This window comes from Kitasatospora sp. NPDC057595 (assembly GCF_042800875.1).
Classification (GTDB): Bacteria; Actinomycetota; Actinomycetes; order Streptomycetales; family Streptomycetaceae; genus Kitasatospora.
The window spans coordinates 58,107-73,981 of record NZ_JBHVGL010000025.1 but is presented as its reverse complement, the minus strand read 5'-3'; the positions used below and the strand labels follow the sequence as shown (position 1 = coordinate 73,981).

Here is a 15,875-nt window from a genome sequence, read left to right as displayed (position 1 = left end):
GACCGGGCGCGTCCGGCGCCCGGGGCGCGCACGCTGTGTCCTGCGCCACATTTTTTCGTGGATCGGGCCGTTCGAAGTACTGACACCTGTCGGCAACCGTGGCAACATCGTCCCACCGGAAAGCCGGGTCGGTGGGACGGCCCGGCGGCCGGTCGCGTGACCTGCCCATTGTTGTGCAGGCCGCCTGCCATGTCTGGGGAGTGGCGCCGTGACAGGGATGTGGGGTGTTCGCCCGCGGTGGCGGACTGACGTTCTCGGTGACTTCTTCTGTCCAGGCTGTGGCGGGGACCGCAACTACCGCCGGCAGCACGGCCGGCGGTGGCTGCGGCTGCTGGGAACCCCGGTGCTTCCGCTCGGACCGGTGATCGGCAGCGTGCAGTGCACCAGCTGCCACGGCCGGTTCGGGGTGGAGAGCCTGGAACAGCCCACCTGTGTGCGCCTGGGCGGGATGCTGCGCGACGCCCAGTACACCGTCGCGCTGGCCCTGCTGGCCGCCGGCGGCACCGCCCACCGCGCGGCCCGCGAGGCCGCCTGCGCGGCGGTGCGCGACGCCGGTTTCGAGGACTGCGGCGAGGCCCAGGTGCTGGCCGCGCTGGCGGCGCTGTCGGGGCTCGGCGGCGAACTCTACGACGCGCACGGCATGGCCGGGGGACTGGCCGTGGAACTGCACGCGGTGCTCGAACCGCTCGCCCCGCACCTGGCCCAGCCGGGCCGGGAGCGGCTGCTGCTGCAGGGCGCGGCGATCGCCCTGGCCGACGGCCGGTACCGGCCGCAGGAGCGGGAGGCGCTGGACGCCGTCGGGCGCTGCCTGGACCTGCCGCAGGCGCGGGTGGGGGCGCTGCTGGAGGCGGCGACCCGGACGCCGTACTAGACCTCCTTCCCCGTCCCCCCAGTCCTTCCTGGTCCCTCCTCCTGGACCCCCACAACCGGGCCTCCCCCCCGGGGCCCGCCGTGACCCGCACCGCTCGGCGACCCCCCACGGCCCGGTGCGGGCACACGGCTGTCCGTCGGGGTGCGACGGCTGGGGGACAATGGTGGGATGTCCACACTGTTCGAGGCCGCGCTGTCGGGGGCCCGCTGCGGCGAGGCGGGCGCATGAGCCTCTTCCGGGACGACGGCGTGGTGCTCCGGGCACAGAAGCTCGGCGAGGCCGACCGGATCATCACCCTGCTCACCCGCCACCACGGCAAGGTGCGCGCGGTGGCGCGCGGGGTGCGCAAGACCAAGTCGAAGTTCGGCGCGCGCCTGGAGCCGTTCTCGCACGTGGACGTGCAGTTCTTCAGCCGGGGGAGTGAGCTGATCGGGCGCGGGTTGCCGCTCTGCACCCAGGTGGAGACGATCGCCCCGTACGGCGGTCCGATCGTGGCCGACTACGGCCGCTACACCGCCGGAACGGCCATGCTGGAGACGGCGGAACGGTTCGCCGAGAACGAGGGCCAGCCGGCCGTCCAGCAGTACCTGCTGCTGGTCGGTGGCCTGCGCACGCTGGCGGCCGGGCTGCACGAGTCGCACCTGGTGCTGGACGCCTTCCTGCTGCGCTCGCTCGCGGTCAACGGGTACGGCGCGAGCTTCGACATCTGCGCCAAGTGCGGCATGGAGGGCCCCAACCGGTTCTTCTCGCTCCAGGCGGGCGGCGTCCTGTGCGCGGACTGCCGCGTGCCCGGATGTGCCGTACCCTCCCCTGAGACACTGGTACTGCTCGGGGCGCTGCTGTCAGGGGACTGGCGGACGGCCGACGCCTGCGAGCCGAGGTACTGGCGGGAGGGCAGCGGCCTGGTCGCGGCCTATCTGCAGTGGCACCTGGAGCGGGGCATCCGCTCGATGAGATACGTGGAGAAGTGAGCACATGGCAGCGCGACGGCTCTTCGGCGGCGGCAAGCAGCGGGAGTACCTTCCCCCGTCCCCGCACCCCAGCGGCGCCCGGCCCCCGAAGATCCCCGGCGAGCTGGTCCCCAACCACGTCGCGATCGTGATGGACGGCAACGGCCGCTGGGCGAAGGAGCGCGGGCTGCCGCGCACCGAGGGCCACAAGGTCGGCGAGGGCGTCGTGCTGGACGTGCTGAAGGGCGCGATCGAGCTGGGCGTGAAGAACATCTCGCTGTACGCGTTCTCCACCGAGAACTGGAAGCGCTCACCCGACGAGGTGAAGTTCCTGATGAACTTCAACCGGGACGTCATCCACCGCCGCCGCGACGAGATGGACGCGATGGGCGTGCGGGTGCGCTGGGCGGGCCGGATGCCCAAGCTGTGGAAGAGCGTCGTCCAGGAGCTGCAGGTCGCCGAGGAGCAGACCAGGGACAACGACGCCGTCACGCTCTACATGTGCGTCAACTACGGTGGCCGGGCCGAGATCGCGGACGCCGCGGCGGCGATCGCGGCCGATGTGGCGGCGGGCCGGCTGGACCCGAAGAAGGTCAACGAGAAGACCCTCGCCAAGTACCTGTACCACCCGGACATGCCGGACGTGGACCTCTTCCTGCGGCCCAGCGGGGAGCAGCGGACGTCCAACTTCCTGCTCTGGCAGTCGGCGTACGCGGAGTTCGTGTTCCAGGACGTGCTCTGGCCGGACTTCGACCGCCGCGATCTGTGGCGGGCCTGCGAGCAGTTCGCGATGCGCGACCGCCGGTTCGGCGGGGCGATCCCCAACGAGGTGCCGGCCGAGCTGGCCGCCGAGGTGCCGGCGCAGCGCTGAGCGCGCCGTCCGGCGCCCGGTACGCGGAAGGGCCCGCGGGAGGTGACTCTCCCGCGGGCCCTCGTCGTCGTTCGGGCGCGCGTTCAGGCGCTCTTGGCGCACTCCGCGCAGGTGCCGAAGATCTCCAGGGTGTGCGCGATGTCGCTGAACCCGTGCTCGGCGGCGACCGAGTTGGCCCAGCGCTCGACGGCCGGGCCCTCGACCTCGACGGTGGCGCCGCACTGCCGGCAGACCAGGTGGTGGTGGTGCCCGCTGCTGCAGCGGCGGTAGACGGCCTCGCCGTCGGCGGTGCGCAGGACGTCGACCTCGCCGGCGTCGGCGAGCGACTGGAGCGTCCGGTAGACGGTGGTGAGGCCGACCGAGTCCCCCCGGTGCTTCAGCATGTCGTGGAGCTCCTGCGCGCTGCGGAAGTCCTCGATCTCGTCCAGGACCGCCGAGACGGCGGCGCGCTGCCGGGTCGATCGGGCTCGCGGCGACGGGCCTGCGGTGGTCACCGTGGGTCCTCCTGGTGGTTGGGGCGGCTGGCACCTCATTGTGCCAGCCCCGCACCGGGCGCCGGAGTGGCCGCGTCGGCCCGGCCCGGGGTGCCCGCCGCAGCCGGCTCCGGGTCCGGCAGACGGACGTCGCAGACCTTCGGGGCGGCGTCGGGGGCGCCGCGGTGGCGGCGCCGGGCGAGCGGTGCGGCGATCGCGCTGAACACCGCGAACACCGCGATGGCGAGCAGCACGATGGCCGGGCCGGAGGGCACGTCGAGCTGGTAGGAGCCGGTGACGCCGGCCAGCGCGACGATCACGCCGACCGCGATGGCGCCGGCCTGGGTCGCGGCGAAGGAGCGGGTGAGCTGCTGGGCGGCCGCCACCGGGACCACCATCAGCGCGCTGACCAGCAGCAGGCCGACCACCCGCATGGCGACGGTGACGGTGACCGCGGCCATCACCGCGAGCAGCAGGTTGAGCAGTCGCACCGGGACGCCGGTGACCTTGGCGAAGTCCTCGTCCTGGCAGATCGCGAAGAGCTGGCGGCGCAGGCCCAGGGTGACGGCGACGACGACGGCGCCGAGCGCGGCGATGGTGGCCAGGTCGGCGGGGGAGACGGTCAGGATGGAGCCCCAGAGGTAGCTCTCCAGTGAACCGGCGCCCGCCTGGGCGGACTTGGAGACCAGCAGCTTGCCGCAGGCCATGCCGCCGTAGAAGAGCATCGCGAGGGCGATGTCGCCGCGCTGGTTGCCGCGCGAGCGGACCAGTTCCATGGTGACGGCGCCGAGCACGCAGACCAGCACCGCCATCCAGACCGGGCTGGTCTGGAAGATGAAGCCGAGGCCGACACCGGTCATCGCGACGTGGCCCATGCCGTCGCCCATCAGGGCCTGGCGGCGCTGCACCAGGTAGATGCCGACGGCGGGGGCGGTGATGCCGACCAGGACGGCGGCGATCAGCGCCCGTTGCATGAAGTCGTAGCTGAGCATCTCGGTCATGACAGCAGTCCCCGGATCCGTTCGTGGTCGTGGCCGTGGTCGGCGTGCGGGTGGACGTGGTCGTGGCCGGGCAGGGCGTGCAGGCCGGTGTTGGGGACGGGCGGGCCGTCGTGGGCGACGCAGCCGTCGCGCAGGACCACGGCGCGGTCGATCAGCGGCTCCAGCGGCCCGAGTTCGTGCAGCACCAGCAGGACGGCGGCGCCGCGCGCGACCTCGGCGCGCAGGGTGTCGGCGAGCACCTGCTGGCTGGCGGCGTCCACGCCGGCCATCGGCTCGTCCATGATCAGCAGGTCGGGGGAGCCGGCCAGCGCGCGGGCGATCAGCACCCGCTGCTGCTGGCCGCCGGAGAGGTCGGCGACGCCGTCGCCGGCCCGGTCGAGCATGCCGACGGCGGCCAGCGCGCGGTCCACGGCGGTGCGGTCGGCGCGGCGGAACGGCAGCAGCCGGTGCAGCGGCAGCCGGCCGGTGGAGACGACCTCGCGCACGGTCGCGGGCACGCCGGAGGCGGCGGTGGTGCGCTGGGGGACGTAGCCGATCCGGTGCCAGGCGCGGAACCGGGCGAGCGGGGTGCCGAAGAGTTCCAGGCCGCCGCGCTCCAGCGGGACGGCGCCGGTGACGGCCTTGACGGTGGTGGACTTGCCGGAGCCGTTGGCGCCGAGCAGGGCGACCACTTCGCCGGGGCGGACGGTGAGGTCGACGCCGCGCAGCACCGGCCGCCCGCCGCGCGAGGCGACGGCGTCGTGCAGGCGGACGGCCGGGGGTGTCGGGGGAGTCATGCCGGTGGTCCCGTCAGCTGGTGGGGGTGGCGGTGGCGTCCGGGGCGGCGTTCCCGTCGGCGCCCAGGGCGGTCCTGAGGTTGGCCAGGTTCTGCCGCATGACCGTGAGGTAGTCGTCCTTGGCCGGGTCCTTGACGCCTTCCAGCGGGTCGAGGACGGCGGTCCTGAGGCCGAGGTCCTTGGCGACGGTCTCGGCGAGCTTGGGGCTGACCAGGGTCTCGAAGAAGATCGTGGTGGCGCCGTTCTCCTTGGCGGCCTTCTGGACGTCGGCGAGGCGGGCCGGGGTGGGCTCGGACTCGGGGTCGACGCCGTTGATGGCGACCTGGGTGAGGCCGTAGGCCTCGGCGAGGTAGCCGAAGGCGGCGTGGCTGGTGACGAAGGTGCGGGTCCTGGTGTCCTTCAGTCCGTCCTTGAACTCCTGGTCCAGGGTGGTGAGCCGGCCGACCAGTTCGTCGGTGTTGCGCCGGTAGTCGGCGGCGTGCGCCGGGTCGGCCTGGGCGAAGCCGTCGCCGACGCCGCGGGCCACCGCGGCGTAGCGGGTCGGGTCGAGCCAGATGTGCGGGTCGCCGGCGGCCTCGTCGTGGTGGTGGTCGTGGCCGTCGTCCTCCGCGTGGTCCTCGGGGAGGTGGTGGTCCTCCAGCGGGGCGGCGGCGGTGGCGTCGATCCGGTACTTGGCGCGGGAGTCGGCGACCGCCTTGTCGACGGTGGGCTGCAGGCCCTTGAGGTAGACGATCGCGTCGGCCTTCTGGACGCGTCCGACCTGCTTGGCGGTGAGTTCGAGGTCGTGCGGTTCGACGCCGGCGGGGGTCAGGCCGGTGACCTTCACGTGCTCGCCGCCGATGGTCGAGGCGAGGAACTCCATCGGGTAGAAGGACGCGACGACGTTCAGCTTCCCGTCCGCGCTCCGGGCGCCACCGCCGTCGCCGCAGGCCGTCAGGGTGAGGGCGGCGGCGAGGGCGGTGGCGCCCAGGGCTATGGCGCTGCGGGCACGTCGTCGGATCATCATGACAACCATTCTCAGATTAGATGGAAATGATTGTCAAATCACTCGGACGGGTGAACGAGGTGTGACGGTGAGTGGGCCGGTACCGGCGATACCGATTTGAACCCCGTACCCATATGGCCGGTAACCTGAGGTATTCGGGTACGCGCAACCAGCCGTGCCCTGACCGGGCCGTACGTACTGAAGAGAGCACTGTGGCAGCCGACAAGATCGAGACGATCGTCAGCCTGAGCAAGCGCCGTGGCTTCGTCTACCCCTGCAGCGAGATCTACGGCGGCACGCGTGCCGCCTGGGACTACGGTCCGCTGGGCGTCGAGCTCAAGGAGAACGTCAAGCGCCAGTGGTGGCGTGCGATGGTCCAGGCCCGTGAGGATGTCGTCGGACTCGACTCGTCGGTGATCCTGGCCCGCGAGGTCTGGGAGGCGTCCGGCCACGTCCAGACCTTCAACGACCCGCTGACCGAGTGCCTCTCCTGCCACAAGCGCCACCGGGCCGACCACCTGGAGGAGAAGTACGAGGCCAAGCACGGCTTCCCGCCGCCGAACGGCCTCCAGGACATCAACTGCCCGGACTGCGGCACCAAGGGCCAGTTCACCGAGCCCAAGGACTTCTCGGGCATGCTGAAGACCCACCTCGGCGTCACCGAGGAGGCGAGCGGCCTGGCGTACCTGCGCCCGGAGACCGCCCAGGGCATCTTCACCAACTTCAAGGCCGTCCAGACCACCTCGCGCAAGAAGCCGCCGTTCGGCATCGCCCAGGTCGGCAAGAGCTTCCGCAACGAGATCACCCCCGGCAACTTCATCTTCCGGACCCGCGAGTTCGAGCAGATGGAGATGGAGTTCTTCGTCAAGCCGGGCGAGGACGAGCAGTGGCACGAGTACTGGCTCCAGCAGCGCTGGGACTGGTACGTCGGCCTCGGCCTGCGCACCGAGAACATGCGCCTGTTCGAGCACCCGAAGGAGAAGCTCTCCCACTACGCCAAGCGCACGGTGGACATCGAGTACCGCTTCAACTTCGGCGGCAGCGAGTTCTCCGAGCTGGAGGGCATCGCCAACCGCACCGACTACGACCTGTCGGTGCACAGCGAGGCCTCCGGCCAGGACCTCAAGTACTTCGACCAGGAGTCCGGCGAGCGGTACTTCCCGTACGTCATCGAGCCGGCGGCCGGCCTCAACCGCGCCCTGCTGGCCTTCCTGCTCGACGCCTACTTCGAGGACGAGGCGCCGAACGCCAAGGGCGTCATGGAGAAGCGCGTCGGCATGCGCCTGGACCCGCGCCTGGCCCCGGTCAAGGTCGCGGTGCTGCCGCTGTCGCGCAACGCCGACCTCTCGCCGAAGGCCCGCGGCCTGGCCGCCGACCTGCGCACCGCGTGGAACGTCGAGTTCGACGACGCCGGTGCCATCGGCAAGCGCTACCGCCGCCAGGACGAGATCGGCACGCCGTTCTGCGTCACGGTCGACTTCGACACCCTGGAGGACAACGCGGTGACCGTGCGCGAGCGCGACACCATGACGCAGGAGCGCGTCTCGCTCGACCAGGTGAAGTCCTACCTGGCGGCGCGCCTCATCGGCTGCTGACGTCCGTCCGCCCGCACCGAGCCCCCGTCCGCCCTTTCCGGGCGGGCGGGGGCTCCGTGTTGCTCCGGTCGGGACCTAGGACGCGCCCTGGCGCCGACCCCAGCGGGAACGCGGGCGGCCGGCCGGGGTGGTGGGCAGGCCGGCCGTGCGCAGGGCGGCGAGCGTGGTGCGGTGGCGGACGGGATCGTCGAGCAGTGGCGTGAGCAGCGACTCGTAGAGGTCCGGGCGGCCGGCCAGCGCGGCGGCCAGCCGGACCAGTTCGGCCGGCGGGCGCAGCGCCGGCAGCTCGCCCAGCAGCAGGGCGGGCAGCGGCGGGGCCATGGTGACGGCGAGGGCGGCGAGGTCCCCGGTGGGCCGGCCGGCGGCCTGGCGCAGCAGGGTCCGGGCGTCGGCGGTGCGGTCCGACCGGTAGAGCCCGGTGGCCAGCGCGGCCAGCTCGGCGGTCGGCGCGGAGCCCCACTCCCAGAGCAGGGTGTCGCCGTCGGCGTGCTGCCCGGCCCGCTCCAGCGCGTCCAGCAGCGCGGGCAGGGCGGCGGCCGGGCAGGAGCGGAGCGCGTGGAACAGGTCGCCGGCCTCCTCGGCCAGCCCGGCCTCGCGCAGCTCGGCGAGGGTGGTGGCGGCGTGCTTGGGTCCGGCGTGCACGGCGCTGCGGACGAGCTGGACGGAGGCGCCGGCCGGACCGCGGCGGGCGAGCAGGGCGGCCAGGTGGGCGGTGTCCTGCGGGGTGAGGTGCTCGGCGCCCTGGTCCAGGATGCCGGCGGCCTCGTCCGGGGAGGCCCGGCGGTACAGGGCGGTGATGCGTTCGGCCAAGGCGGACAGCTCGGCGGGGGAGCGGCGCCGGGGCGGGGCGGGGGGTGTCGGTTGCGCGGCGGCGGCCTGCCGGGCGTCGTGCGTTCCGCTGCCGTCGGCTCGGCTCCCGTCGGGTCCGTTTCCGTCGGTGTGTCCGCTCTCGTCGGTGGGCGCGTGGGTGGGCACGCCGACGGGCGTGCCGGGGGGCGCGTCGACGGGCATGCCGGTGGACGGGTCGGCGGGCGCGCCGGTGGGCTGACGCGGGATCCACCGACGCGGCGTCGGCTGCCGCAGCCGCTCCTCCAGCGCCTTCAGCTGGTCGCTCAGCTCCAGGCAGCGCGCCCCCAGCCCCTCGCGCAGGGTCCGCGCCTGGGTCAGCTGCCGCAGCAGCTCGCCGTCCGGCCGCTGCCGGTCGGGCAGCGCCCGCAGCGCCTCGGCGAGCCGCCGCTCGCGCTGCCCCGCGTACTGCCGGGCACGCAGTAACTCGTCCAGCTGCGCCCTGAGTTCGAGAGCCGCCTGCTCGCTCTCACTGCCGCCCGCGTCCGGGGCGAGGGGCTGTTCCATGTGCCGTGTACGCATGATCACCGCAACCTGTCCAACTTGGCCCTGACGGCAAGACATCCTCGCGTCGAAATACGGCGTAGGCGTTACGGCAGTGCGTCCACTGGCTTGCGAGTGGTGTCCGGGAGCGCGCGGGGCGCAGAAGTGGTGAGCCGACCGGCGCGCGTGCCCCGCGGGCGCGCCGTCCGACAGCTCACCGCGCGGCGGCGGTCCCGGTGGTCGCCGCCAGCCGGGCGCGGGCCTCCATGAGGGCGAAGCCGAGCAGGTTCTCGCCGCGCCATTCGGCGGGGCGCCCGGCGCTCTCGTTGTCGGCGCGCAGGCCGATGCCCCAGATCCGGTCGAGCGGGCTGGCCTCCACCAGGACGCGCTGACGTGTCGACAGCAGATAGGCGCCGAGTTCCTCGTGGCGGCCGAACTTGGCCACGTTGCCCTCGACGACCAGCTCGAACCGCCCGGCCTTCCAGGCCGCGTCGTCGAAGTTCCGGACCTGGCGGCCCAGCTTCTTCGCCTCGGCGGGGCTCGCCGCGGCGAGGATCCGGGCGAGCGTCCGCTCGTCGCCGAACATCCGGGCCTTGCCCGCCATCATCCAGTGCTCGGCGGTGGCGTACTCGACGCCGTCGACGGTGAACGGGTGGTCGGGCCACCACTGGCTCAGCACCCCGGGCCCGAGCGAGCCGTCCCGCTGGTCCTGATGCCCCCAGAACATCAGCCACTTGGGCTCCGCGCCGGCCGCCACGGCGGCGGTCAGCGCGGCGCGGTCGCGGGTCTCCACGGGGTCGATCGTGCGTTCGTCGCTCATATCGTCATGCTGACACAAAGGGGTCCGGGACGGTCAACGGGTTTTCCCGGCCCGCCGCTTGAGGTCGCGGCGAAACTGTTGAGGGATGAACTAAGGAATGTGACATATTATTGGGTCTGGTTGAAATCGGACGTATCATCACGATTCGATTCCGCCGGGAGGGACCCCTCGCCCTCCCGTACCCTCGAACATCCCTGGAGTCCCCCATGAGAGACCGCACGCCTCCCGCCGCCGGCGGGGAACGCCCGGCACCCGCACACCGGCCCCGGCGCACGCCCGGCCGGGCGGTCCTCGGGGCCCTCGCCGCCTCGGCACTCGTGCTCGCGTCGTCCGCGGCCCTCGTGGCCCCCACGGCGTCGGCCGCCACGGCCGCGGGCAAGGCCGCTCGCGGGGCGGGCGCCCAGCGGCCGATCGGCCCGGACCCGACGGTGGATCTGCTCGCACACGGCAACCTCACCATGGCGTCCAACTCGGTGCTGACGTGCGACGACAGCGACGGCTCGGTCTGCAACGACACCGAGGGCACCAACAACAACCGCACCAAGTACGTGAAGAGCGACCCGAACGCGCCGGGCAACAACGCGTCCTCCGCGCAGCTGGAGATCCCGGCCGGGGCCAAGGTGCTGTCGGCGCGGCTGTACTGGCAGTTCAACCCGACCAACACCAGCAACGCCGGCGGCACCTCCGGGGACATCAACACCGGCAACCAGGTGTCCTGGAAGGTTCCGGGCGGCTCCTCCTACGAGCAGCTCACCGCCGACACCTACGACTGGTTCGACCAGCAGGTCGGCGGCACCCCGCCGGAGCCGCTGCTGGCCGGGGCGGGCGTGAAGGACGTCACCGCCCAGGTGAAGGCCGCCGGCCCGGGCAGCTACACCGTCGCGAACATCCAGGCGTGCGCCGGACGTTCCTCCGCGCAGAACTACGGCGGCAACAACGTCGGCTGCTGGGGCGGCTGGTCGCTGGTCGTCGCCTACGAGAACCAGGCGGAGCCGCTGCGCTACCTCCAGGTCTGGGACGGCTTCCAGCTGCTGCGCAGCCCCGACAACCTGGCGACGCTCACCCTCTCCGGCATCCGCACGCCCGCCACGGCCCCGCCGGCCACCATGGGTGTCACCGTCGGCGACGGCGACGTGCCGATCCAGGGCGACCAGCTGCTGGTCGGCTCCACGACCGACAACCTGACGCTGCTGCCGATGCCCGGCCCCAATGGCGTCGCCACCGACAACGCCTTCACCAGCCGGATCGACCACGTCGCGGCGGACGGGACCGGCAGCAACATCACCACCCGCCAGCCCGCTCCGGTCAACAACTACGGCTACGACGCCCGGATGATCGACGTCACCGGCAGGATCCCCGGCGGCAGCCACCAGGCCGTGCTCCGGATCAACGGCGCGGGCGACGCGCTGCACCCGCAGGCGGTCTGGCTCGCCGTCGACGCCCGGGAACCGGACCTGCAGATCACCAAGGCCAACCAGCCGGCCGGCTCCACCACGAACAACCCGCCCGGTACCGTCGACCCCGGCGCCGAGATCACCTACAGCTTCAACCTCGCCAACCGGCACAAGGACGGCACCAGCGCCGACCTCGACACCGCCACCGGCGTCACCCTGACCGACGTGCTGCCCGCCGGCACCAGCTACGTCGACGGCTCCGGCCCCGGCTGCACCGCCTCCGGGCGCAACGTCACCTGCATAGCCGCCGACCTGGCACCGGGCGCCGAGACCACCGTCTCCTTCCGGGCCCGGGTCGACGCCGGGCTCGCGCCGGGCACCAAGCTCGACAACACCTCCTCGCTCGCCTACCGCGGGGTCCAGACCGGCCGCGACCAGCAGCGCACCAGCAACACCGTGCGCAACACCGTCGCCGAGCACGCCGGCTACCGGCTCGCCAAGAGCGCCGACAAGGCCCAGGCCCTGCCCGGCGACACCGTGAAGTACCAGGTGGACATCACCAACACCGGCAACGCGCCGCTCACCGGGCTGACCGTCACCGACGACCTGTCGGCCGTCCTCGACGACGCCGTCTACAACGGGGACGCCACCGCGAGCGCCGGCAAGGTGTCCTACACCCAGCCGGTGCTCGGCTGGACCGGCGACCTGCCGGTCGGCGGCAGCGCCCGGGTGACGTACTCGGTGAAGGTGAAGGACCCGGCCGCCGGGGACCACACGCTGCGCAACACCGTGGTGGCCGACCGGCCCGGTGGCAACTGCCCGGCCGGCTCGACGGCGGGGGAGTGCACGGCCACGGTCACGGTGACCACCTCCTCGCCGTCCCCGACGGACTCGCCCTCCGCTTCGCCCTCCACCGAGCCGAGCGCCTCGCCCAGCACCTCGCCCAGCACCTCGCCGTCGTCCTCCGCCTCGTCCTCCGCCTCGGCCTCGTCCTCGGCGACCGCGACCGGTAGCGACAGCGCCCACCCGGCCCCCACCGGCACGCCGCAGCAGCCGGGCAGCGGCGGCGGCCTCGCCGCGACGGGCAGCCAGGTCGCGCTGATCGGCGGCATCGGCGCCGCCGTCGTCCTCGGCGGTGCGGCCCTCGTGCTCGCCTCCCGCCGCCGGAGCCACCGGCACTGACGCCCCGCTCCTGAAATGAAAGCGGCCCCACCGCAGTTGTCGGTGGGGCCGCCTTCCGTTTCCGGCAGAGGAGCCGATGTGTCCCAGCCGTCCGACGAGATCCCCGCCGTGCGCGAACTCCGTCTGGTCGTCACCGCCGCCGACTACGAGCAGGCGCTGCACTTCTACCGCGACGTCCTGGGCCTGCCCGAACGCGGCGCCTTCGCCTCCCCCGACGGCCGGGTCACCATCCTCGAAGCCGGCCGCGCCACCTTGGAGATCGCCGACCCGAGCCACGCCGACTACATCGACGAGGTCGAGGTCGGCCGCCGCGTCGCCGGCCACCTCCGCGTCGCCTTCCAGGTCGACGACGCCACCGCCACCACCGCCCGGCTCTCCGCCGCCGGAGCCGAGGTGATCGCCGAGCCGGTCCGCACCCCCTGGAACTCCCTCAACTCCCGCCTGGAAGCCCCCGGTGCCCTCCAGCTCACCCTCTTCACCGAACTCGGCTGACCACCCTGCCCCTGTCCCCCTGGCACCCCCGCCGCTCCGCGACCCGGTCCGCACGGCGGTTCCGGTTGCCCGCACAGGCGCTAAGCGGCCTTCTGGCGGGCCACGTCATGGGTGCGTTGCCGGAGGCCGCGGACGGCCGGGATCTGCGCGTGGCCGGGCAGCGCGGCGCCGAGGGCGCGGAAGTGCTCGTCTCCCCGGGCGGAGCTGAGCGTCACGTAGTCGTCGAGGAAGCCGTGCCAGGTCTCGCACGCCGCCTCGATGTGGCCGAGCTCCGACTGCCTGCGCGCGAGCAGCCCGTTGGCGTGCACCCGCCCCTGCTTCTCGTGGCCCGGACGGGCCCGGGTGGAGGTCTGGAGCTCCTTGATCGAGCCCGGCAGGTCGCCGAGTTCGTACAGCACGTGCGAGACGTGGAAGTGGAAGGCGGCCTGGTCGTAGCCGCCGACGGCGTCGTTGCGCCCGTCCGCGCGGGAGAGCGCCGCCTCGGTCTCGGCCAGCCGGGCGAACGCCTGTCGGCGGTCCTTCACCATCGCGGCGCCGTGCGCCTGCTGACCGGCGAGGAAGGCCCGCAGCCGCGGCCCCGCCGCCGGAGCGGCCTCGGCGGCGGAGTCCGCGAGTTCCAGCGCCCTCGGTCCGTAGCCGAGGTTCGAGGCCTGCAGGGCCATGCCGCGCAGGGTCCGGCAGTAGGTGGTGTGGTCCCGCGCCTCGCGGGCCAGCCTCAGCGCCTGGACGTAGTACTGCTGCCCCAGTCCGTGGGCCGTCTCGTACATCGCCATCCAGCCGGTGAGATAGGTGAGATCGGCCGCCGCCGCGAGCAGCTCCGCCTTCACCGGAGCGCTCCCGGCCGCCCGGAGCCACGGCCCCACCGAGTTGACCAGGAACGCGGCCGCCATCGGCCGGGCGTGCGCCGCGCCCAGCTCGTCGAGGATCCCGGCGATCCGCTCCGTCATCGCCCGGACCGTCCCCACCTCGCCCGCCCCCACCCGCACCGTCCGGCCCGTCCCCGCCCGGGCGGCCCGCTCGGCGGCCTCCGGATCGTCGAACACGGGCAGGGTGAGCGCGACGGAGTACAGCCCGGCAGCGAGCACCCCACGGCGGGACGGATCCATATCGGCCTTTCCGATCGACATCAGGTCGGACAGTGTGCTGGTGCGACCGCCTCGCCGGTCGTGCTCGCCGAAGCCGGTCTCCTCCGGTGTCACCGGGCGGTCCAGTCGGCGCGCGAAGGCCTCCCGGAGCAGCTCGTGGACCTCCGCGCGCGGCCGCACGCCGGAGAGCCAGTGCGAGACGGACGACTTGTCGTAGGTGAGCGCGAGACCGGCCTCCACCCCTGTCCGGTTCACCGCGCGGGCCAGCTGGTCGTTGCTCCAACGCGCCTGGAGGAGAAGTGCGGCCAGCGCGGTGTTGGGTGTGCGCGGTCGTCTCGCCATCGCGATCCCCGTTCTCCGTTCAACCGGTTCAACGACCGGACCAGCTTCGCCGATACTCCCTCTCCGTGTACCCGCGTTGACTGTACGTCAGCCCATCGGCCGTGCGGAGGCGCTCGTGCCCCGTGCGCACCACTGACCGGACGGAGCCCCTCATGACCATCAGCCTGTCGGAGAAGGCCGGATCGCCCGTTCTCGGCGCCTGGGCCGTCCCGCCTGACGAGGAGGCGGTGGTGGCCGCGCGGCGGTCGGTGGTGGAGAGCGCGCGCAAGCGGGGCGTGCCGCTCTCGGCGGAGGCCCTGGGGGAAGTCGAGCTGTGCGCGGGCGAGTTGATCGCCAACGCGGTGGAACACACCCGGGAGCGCTGTACCGTCACCGCGCGCTGGGCGAACGGCCTGCTGCGGGTCGAGGTCGCGGACGTCCGTCCGGCGCTCGTGAGCGACGGGGCGGAGCCCGAAGCCACCGGCGGCCGGGGCCTGTTGCTGGTGGAGGCGCTGGCCGAGGGGTGGGGCTGGGAGTGTTCGGGCACCGGCAAGGTGGTCTGGTTCACGTACGCGCCGGATCTGCCGGCCCCGGCTCAGGCTCCGACCCCGACCCCGGCCCCGGTTTCACGGGCGGGGTGAATCCTTCCGCGGGGTCGCCGCCTCTTATGGGCGGCTTCGGTGAGCGCCGGGGCGGAGGAGGAGGATTCCGGTGATGGTCTGGGTGGCTGTGGCGGCCGGTGTGGCACTGATCGTGACGTGCAGCGTGACCGTGCTGCGGAAGTGGGGTCGGCGGCGTGGCTGAGGTGCGGGAGTGGGTGGGGAGCTCGGTGGTGGCCATGGCGCGGGACGGGGATGTGGAGGCGATCGCCGCGCTGGTCTCGGGGGCGCACCCGCATGTGCGGCGGTTCGCCCGCTCGCTGTGCGCCACGCCGGAGGACGCCGAGGACGCGGCGCAGGAGGCGCTGATCATCCTGTACCGCAAGATCGGGATGCTGCGGGCGACCGGGGCGCTGGGCTCCTGGATGTTCCGGATCGTGCGCAACGAGTGCCTGCGGCGGGCGCGTTCGGTGCTCAGGGAGCGTCCGGCGGCCGGGGAGGCGTCGTACCGGTCGGTGGAGGACGAGGTGCTCGGGCGGCTGGAGGCCGGGCGGGTCGCGGAGGCGATCGCCGCGCTGCCGGAGGACCAGCGACGGGTGCTGATCATGCGGGACGTGCAGGGGCTCAGCGGGCGGACGGTGGCCGATGTGCTGGGGCTCAGCACGGCCGCCATGAAGTCGCGGCTGCACCGGGCGCGGGCCTCGGTGCGGGCGGTCACGCTCGGAGGGGAGCGGTGAAGGCGGGCGGACCGGGGTACGCGAGCGGGACGCTGACCGGGCAGTTGCTGCGCGGCGGGGTCGGATTCGGCGCGCTGCTGGGGGCGTTCGCGCTGCTGCCGTTCGCCGGGCCGGTGGCGCTGCTCCTGCTGCCGGTCGCGCTGCAGGCCTTCCGGGGGTGTCCGACGTGCTGGGTGATCGGACTGCTGGAGACGGTGTCACGGGGGCGGCTGCGGCGTGAGTGCGTCGACGGGCGCTGCGAGTTGGGGAAGGGCAGGGGGGCGTAGGGACGTGGGCGCGGGGGGGGGGGCCCCCCCCCCCCCCCGGCGCCCCCCCCCCCCCCCCCCCCCCCCCGCCCCCCCCCCCCCCCCCCCCCCCCCCCCCCCCCCCCCCCCCCCCCCCAAAAAATTTTAAA

The 15,875-nt window shown here is 73.2% G+C and carries 16 protein-coding genes; 9 read left to right on the top strand and 7 right to left on the bottom strand.

Features of this window, described 5'->3' with window-relative positions; translation table 11 throughout:
* Positions 1 to 361: 361 nt before the first annotated feature.
* The 3 genes from ACFU9E_RS30085 (at position 362) to ACFU9E_RS30075 (ending at position 2,692) form a co-directional block, all read left to right on the top strand.
* On the top strand, positions 362 to 871 hold the full coding sequence (locus ACFU9E_RS30085; protein WP_350566386.1) for a TerB family tellurite resistance protein: 510 nt from the start codon (positions 362 to 364) through the stop codon (positions 869 to 871).
* A 224-nt stretch (positions 872 to 1,095) separates the two neighbouring features.
* Positions 1,096 to 1,842 carry a DNA repair protein RecO gene (recO, locus tag ACFU9E_RS30080; RefSeq protein ID WP_355375105.1) on the top strand — a complete coding sequence of 249 codons (747 nt, stop codon included), beginning with the start codon at positions 1,096 to 1,098 and terminating at the stop codon, positions 1,840 to 1,842.
* A 4-nt stretch (positions 1,843 to 1,846) separates the two neighbouring features.
* On the top strand, positions 1,847 to 2,692 hold the full coding sequence (locus ACFU9E_RS30075) for an isoprenyl transferase (RefSeq protein ID WP_380689842.1): 846 nt from the start codon (positions 1,847 to 1,849) through the stop codon (positions 2,690 to 2,692).
* An 83-nt stretch (positions 2,693 to 2,775) separates the two neighbouring features.
* Here ACFU9E_RS30075 and ACFU9E_RS30070 read toward each other — a convergent pair whose 3' ends face one another.
* Genes ACFU9E_RS30070 through ACFU9E_RS30055 form a run of 4 tightly spaced genes read right to left on the bottom strand, consistent with a single transcriptional unit; the run spans position 2,776 to position 5,948 of the window.
* Positions 2,776 to 3,186: a Fur family transcriptional regulator gene (locus tag ACFU9E_RS30070; protein WP_380689676.1), complete on the bottom strand. Its 411-nt coding sequence runs from the start codon at positions 3,184 to 3,186 to the stop codon at positions 2,776 to 2,778.
* A 35-nt stretch (positions 3,187 to 3,221) separates the two neighbouring features.
* Entirely contained in the window at positions 3,222 to 4,166 is a 945-nt protein-coding gene (locus ACFU9E_RS30065; RefSeq protein WP_380689674.1) for a metal ABC transporter permease, read from the bottom strand.
* Positions 4,163 to 4,942 carry a metal ABC transporter ATP-binding protein gene (locus tag ACFU9E_RS30060; RefSeq protein ID WP_380289069.1) on the bottom strand — a complete coding sequence of 260 codons (780 nt, stop codon included), beginning with the start codon at positions 4,940 to 4,942 and terminating at the stop codon, positions 4,163 to 4,165. Before ACFU9E_RS30060 ends, ACFU9E_RS30065 begins: the two co-directional genes overlap by 4 nt.
* Before the next feature lie 13 nt (positions 4,943 to 4,955).
* The gene (locus ACFU9E_RS30055) at positions 4,956 to 5,948 is read right to left on the bottom strand and encodes a metal ABC transporter substrate-binding protein (RefSeq protein WP_380715500.1); all 993 of its coding nucleotides are present in this window, start codon (positions 5,946 to 5,948) and stop codon (positions 4,956 to 4,958) included.
* 191 nt (positions 5,949 to 6,139) lie between these two features.
* On the opposite strand from ACFU9E_RS30055, the gene ACFU9E_RS30050 reads away from it, so the two are divergent.
* Positions 6,140 to 7,522: a glycine--tRNA ligase gene (locus ACFU9E_RS30050; RefSeq protein WP_380685461.1), complete on the top strand. Its 1,383-nt coding sequence runs from the start codon at positions 6,140 to 6,142 to the stop codon at positions 7,520 to 7,522.
* A 75-nt stretch (positions 7,523 to 7,597) separates the two neighbouring features.
* Here the strand turns inward: ACFU9E_RS30050 and ACFU9E_RS30045 are convergent, their stop codons facing one another.
* Both ACFU9E_RS30045 and ACFU9E_RS30040 read right to left on the bottom strand, forming a co-directional pair.
* Positions 7,598 to 8,875 (bottom strand): hypothetical protein, encoded by a 1,278-nt coding sequence (locus ACFU9E_RS30045; RefSeq protein ID WP_380685463.1) that lies wholly within the window; start codon positions 8,873 to 8,875, stop codon positions 7,598 to 7,600.
* A 190-nt stretch (positions 8,876 to 9,065) separates the two neighbouring features.
* Positions 9,066 to 9,671, bottom strand: a complete 606-nt coding sequence (locus ACFU9E_RS30040) for an NADAR family protein (protein WP_380685465.1) — start codon at positions 9,669 to 9,671, stop codon at positions 9,066 to 9,068.
* Between the two features lie 206 nt (positions 9,672 to 9,877).
* Here ACFU9E_RS30040 and ACFU9E_RS30035 point away from each other — a divergent pair, with 206 nt between their 5' ends.
* The gene (locus ACFU9E_RS30035) at positions 9,878 to 12,247 is read left to right on the top strand and encodes a hypothetical protein (protein WP_380685467.1); all 2,370 of its coding nucleotides are present in this window, start codon (positions 9,878 to 9,880) and stop codon (positions 12,245 to 12,247) included.
* A 78-nt stretch (positions 12,248 to 12,325) separates the two neighbouring features.
* Positions 12,326 to 12,739, top strand: a complete 414-nt coding sequence (locus tag ACFU9E_RS30030) for a VOC family protein (protein WP_380685469.1) — start codon at positions 12,326 to 12,328, stop codon at positions 12,737 to 12,739.
* A gap of 80 nt (positions 12,740 to 12,819) precedes the next feature.
* On the opposite strand, the gene ACFU9E_RS30025 is transcribed toward ACFU9E_RS30030, so the two are convergent.
* Positions 12,820 to 14,166 carry a hypothetical protein gene (locus tag ACFU9E_RS30025; protein ID WP_380685471.1) on the bottom strand — a complete coding sequence of 449 codons (1,347 nt, stop codon included), beginning with the start codon at positions 14,164 to 14,166 and terminating at the stop codon, positions 12,820 to 12,822.
* A gap of 152 nt (positions 14,167 to 14,318) precedes the next feature.
* Between ACFU9E_RS30025 and ACFU9E_RS30020 the strand changes: the two genes are divergently transcribed.
* The 3 genes from ACFU9E_RS30020 to ACFU9E_RS30010 all read left to right on the top strand — a co-directional run bounded on the left by ACFU9E_RS30020 (position 14,319) and on the right by ACFU9E_RS30010 (position 15,747).
* Positions 14,319 to 14,786 carry an ATP-binding protein gene (locus ACFU9E_RS30020; RefSeq protein ID WP_380685472.1) on the top strand — a complete coding sequence of 156 codons (468 nt, stop codon included), beginning with the start codon at positions 14,319 to 14,321 and terminating at the stop codon, positions 14,784 to 14,786.
* 197 nt (positions 14,787 to 14,983) lie between these two features.
* Positions 14,984 to 15,481 (top strand): RNA polymerase sigma factor, encoded by a 498-nt coding sequence (locus ACFU9E_RS30015; RefSeq protein ID WP_380685477.1) that lies wholly within the window; start codon positions 14,984 to 14,986, stop codon positions 15,479 to 15,481.
* Positions 15,478 to 15,747 (top strand): hypothetical protein, encoded by a 270-nt coding sequence (locus ACFU9E_RS30010; RefSeq protein ID WP_380685474.1) that lies wholly within the window; start codon positions 15,478 to 15,480, stop codon positions 15,745 to 15,747. The genes ACFU9E_RS30015 and ACFU9E_RS30010 overlap by 4 nt, the downstream gene beginning before the upstream one ends.
* Positions 15,748 to 15,875: the final 128 nt, after the last annotated feature.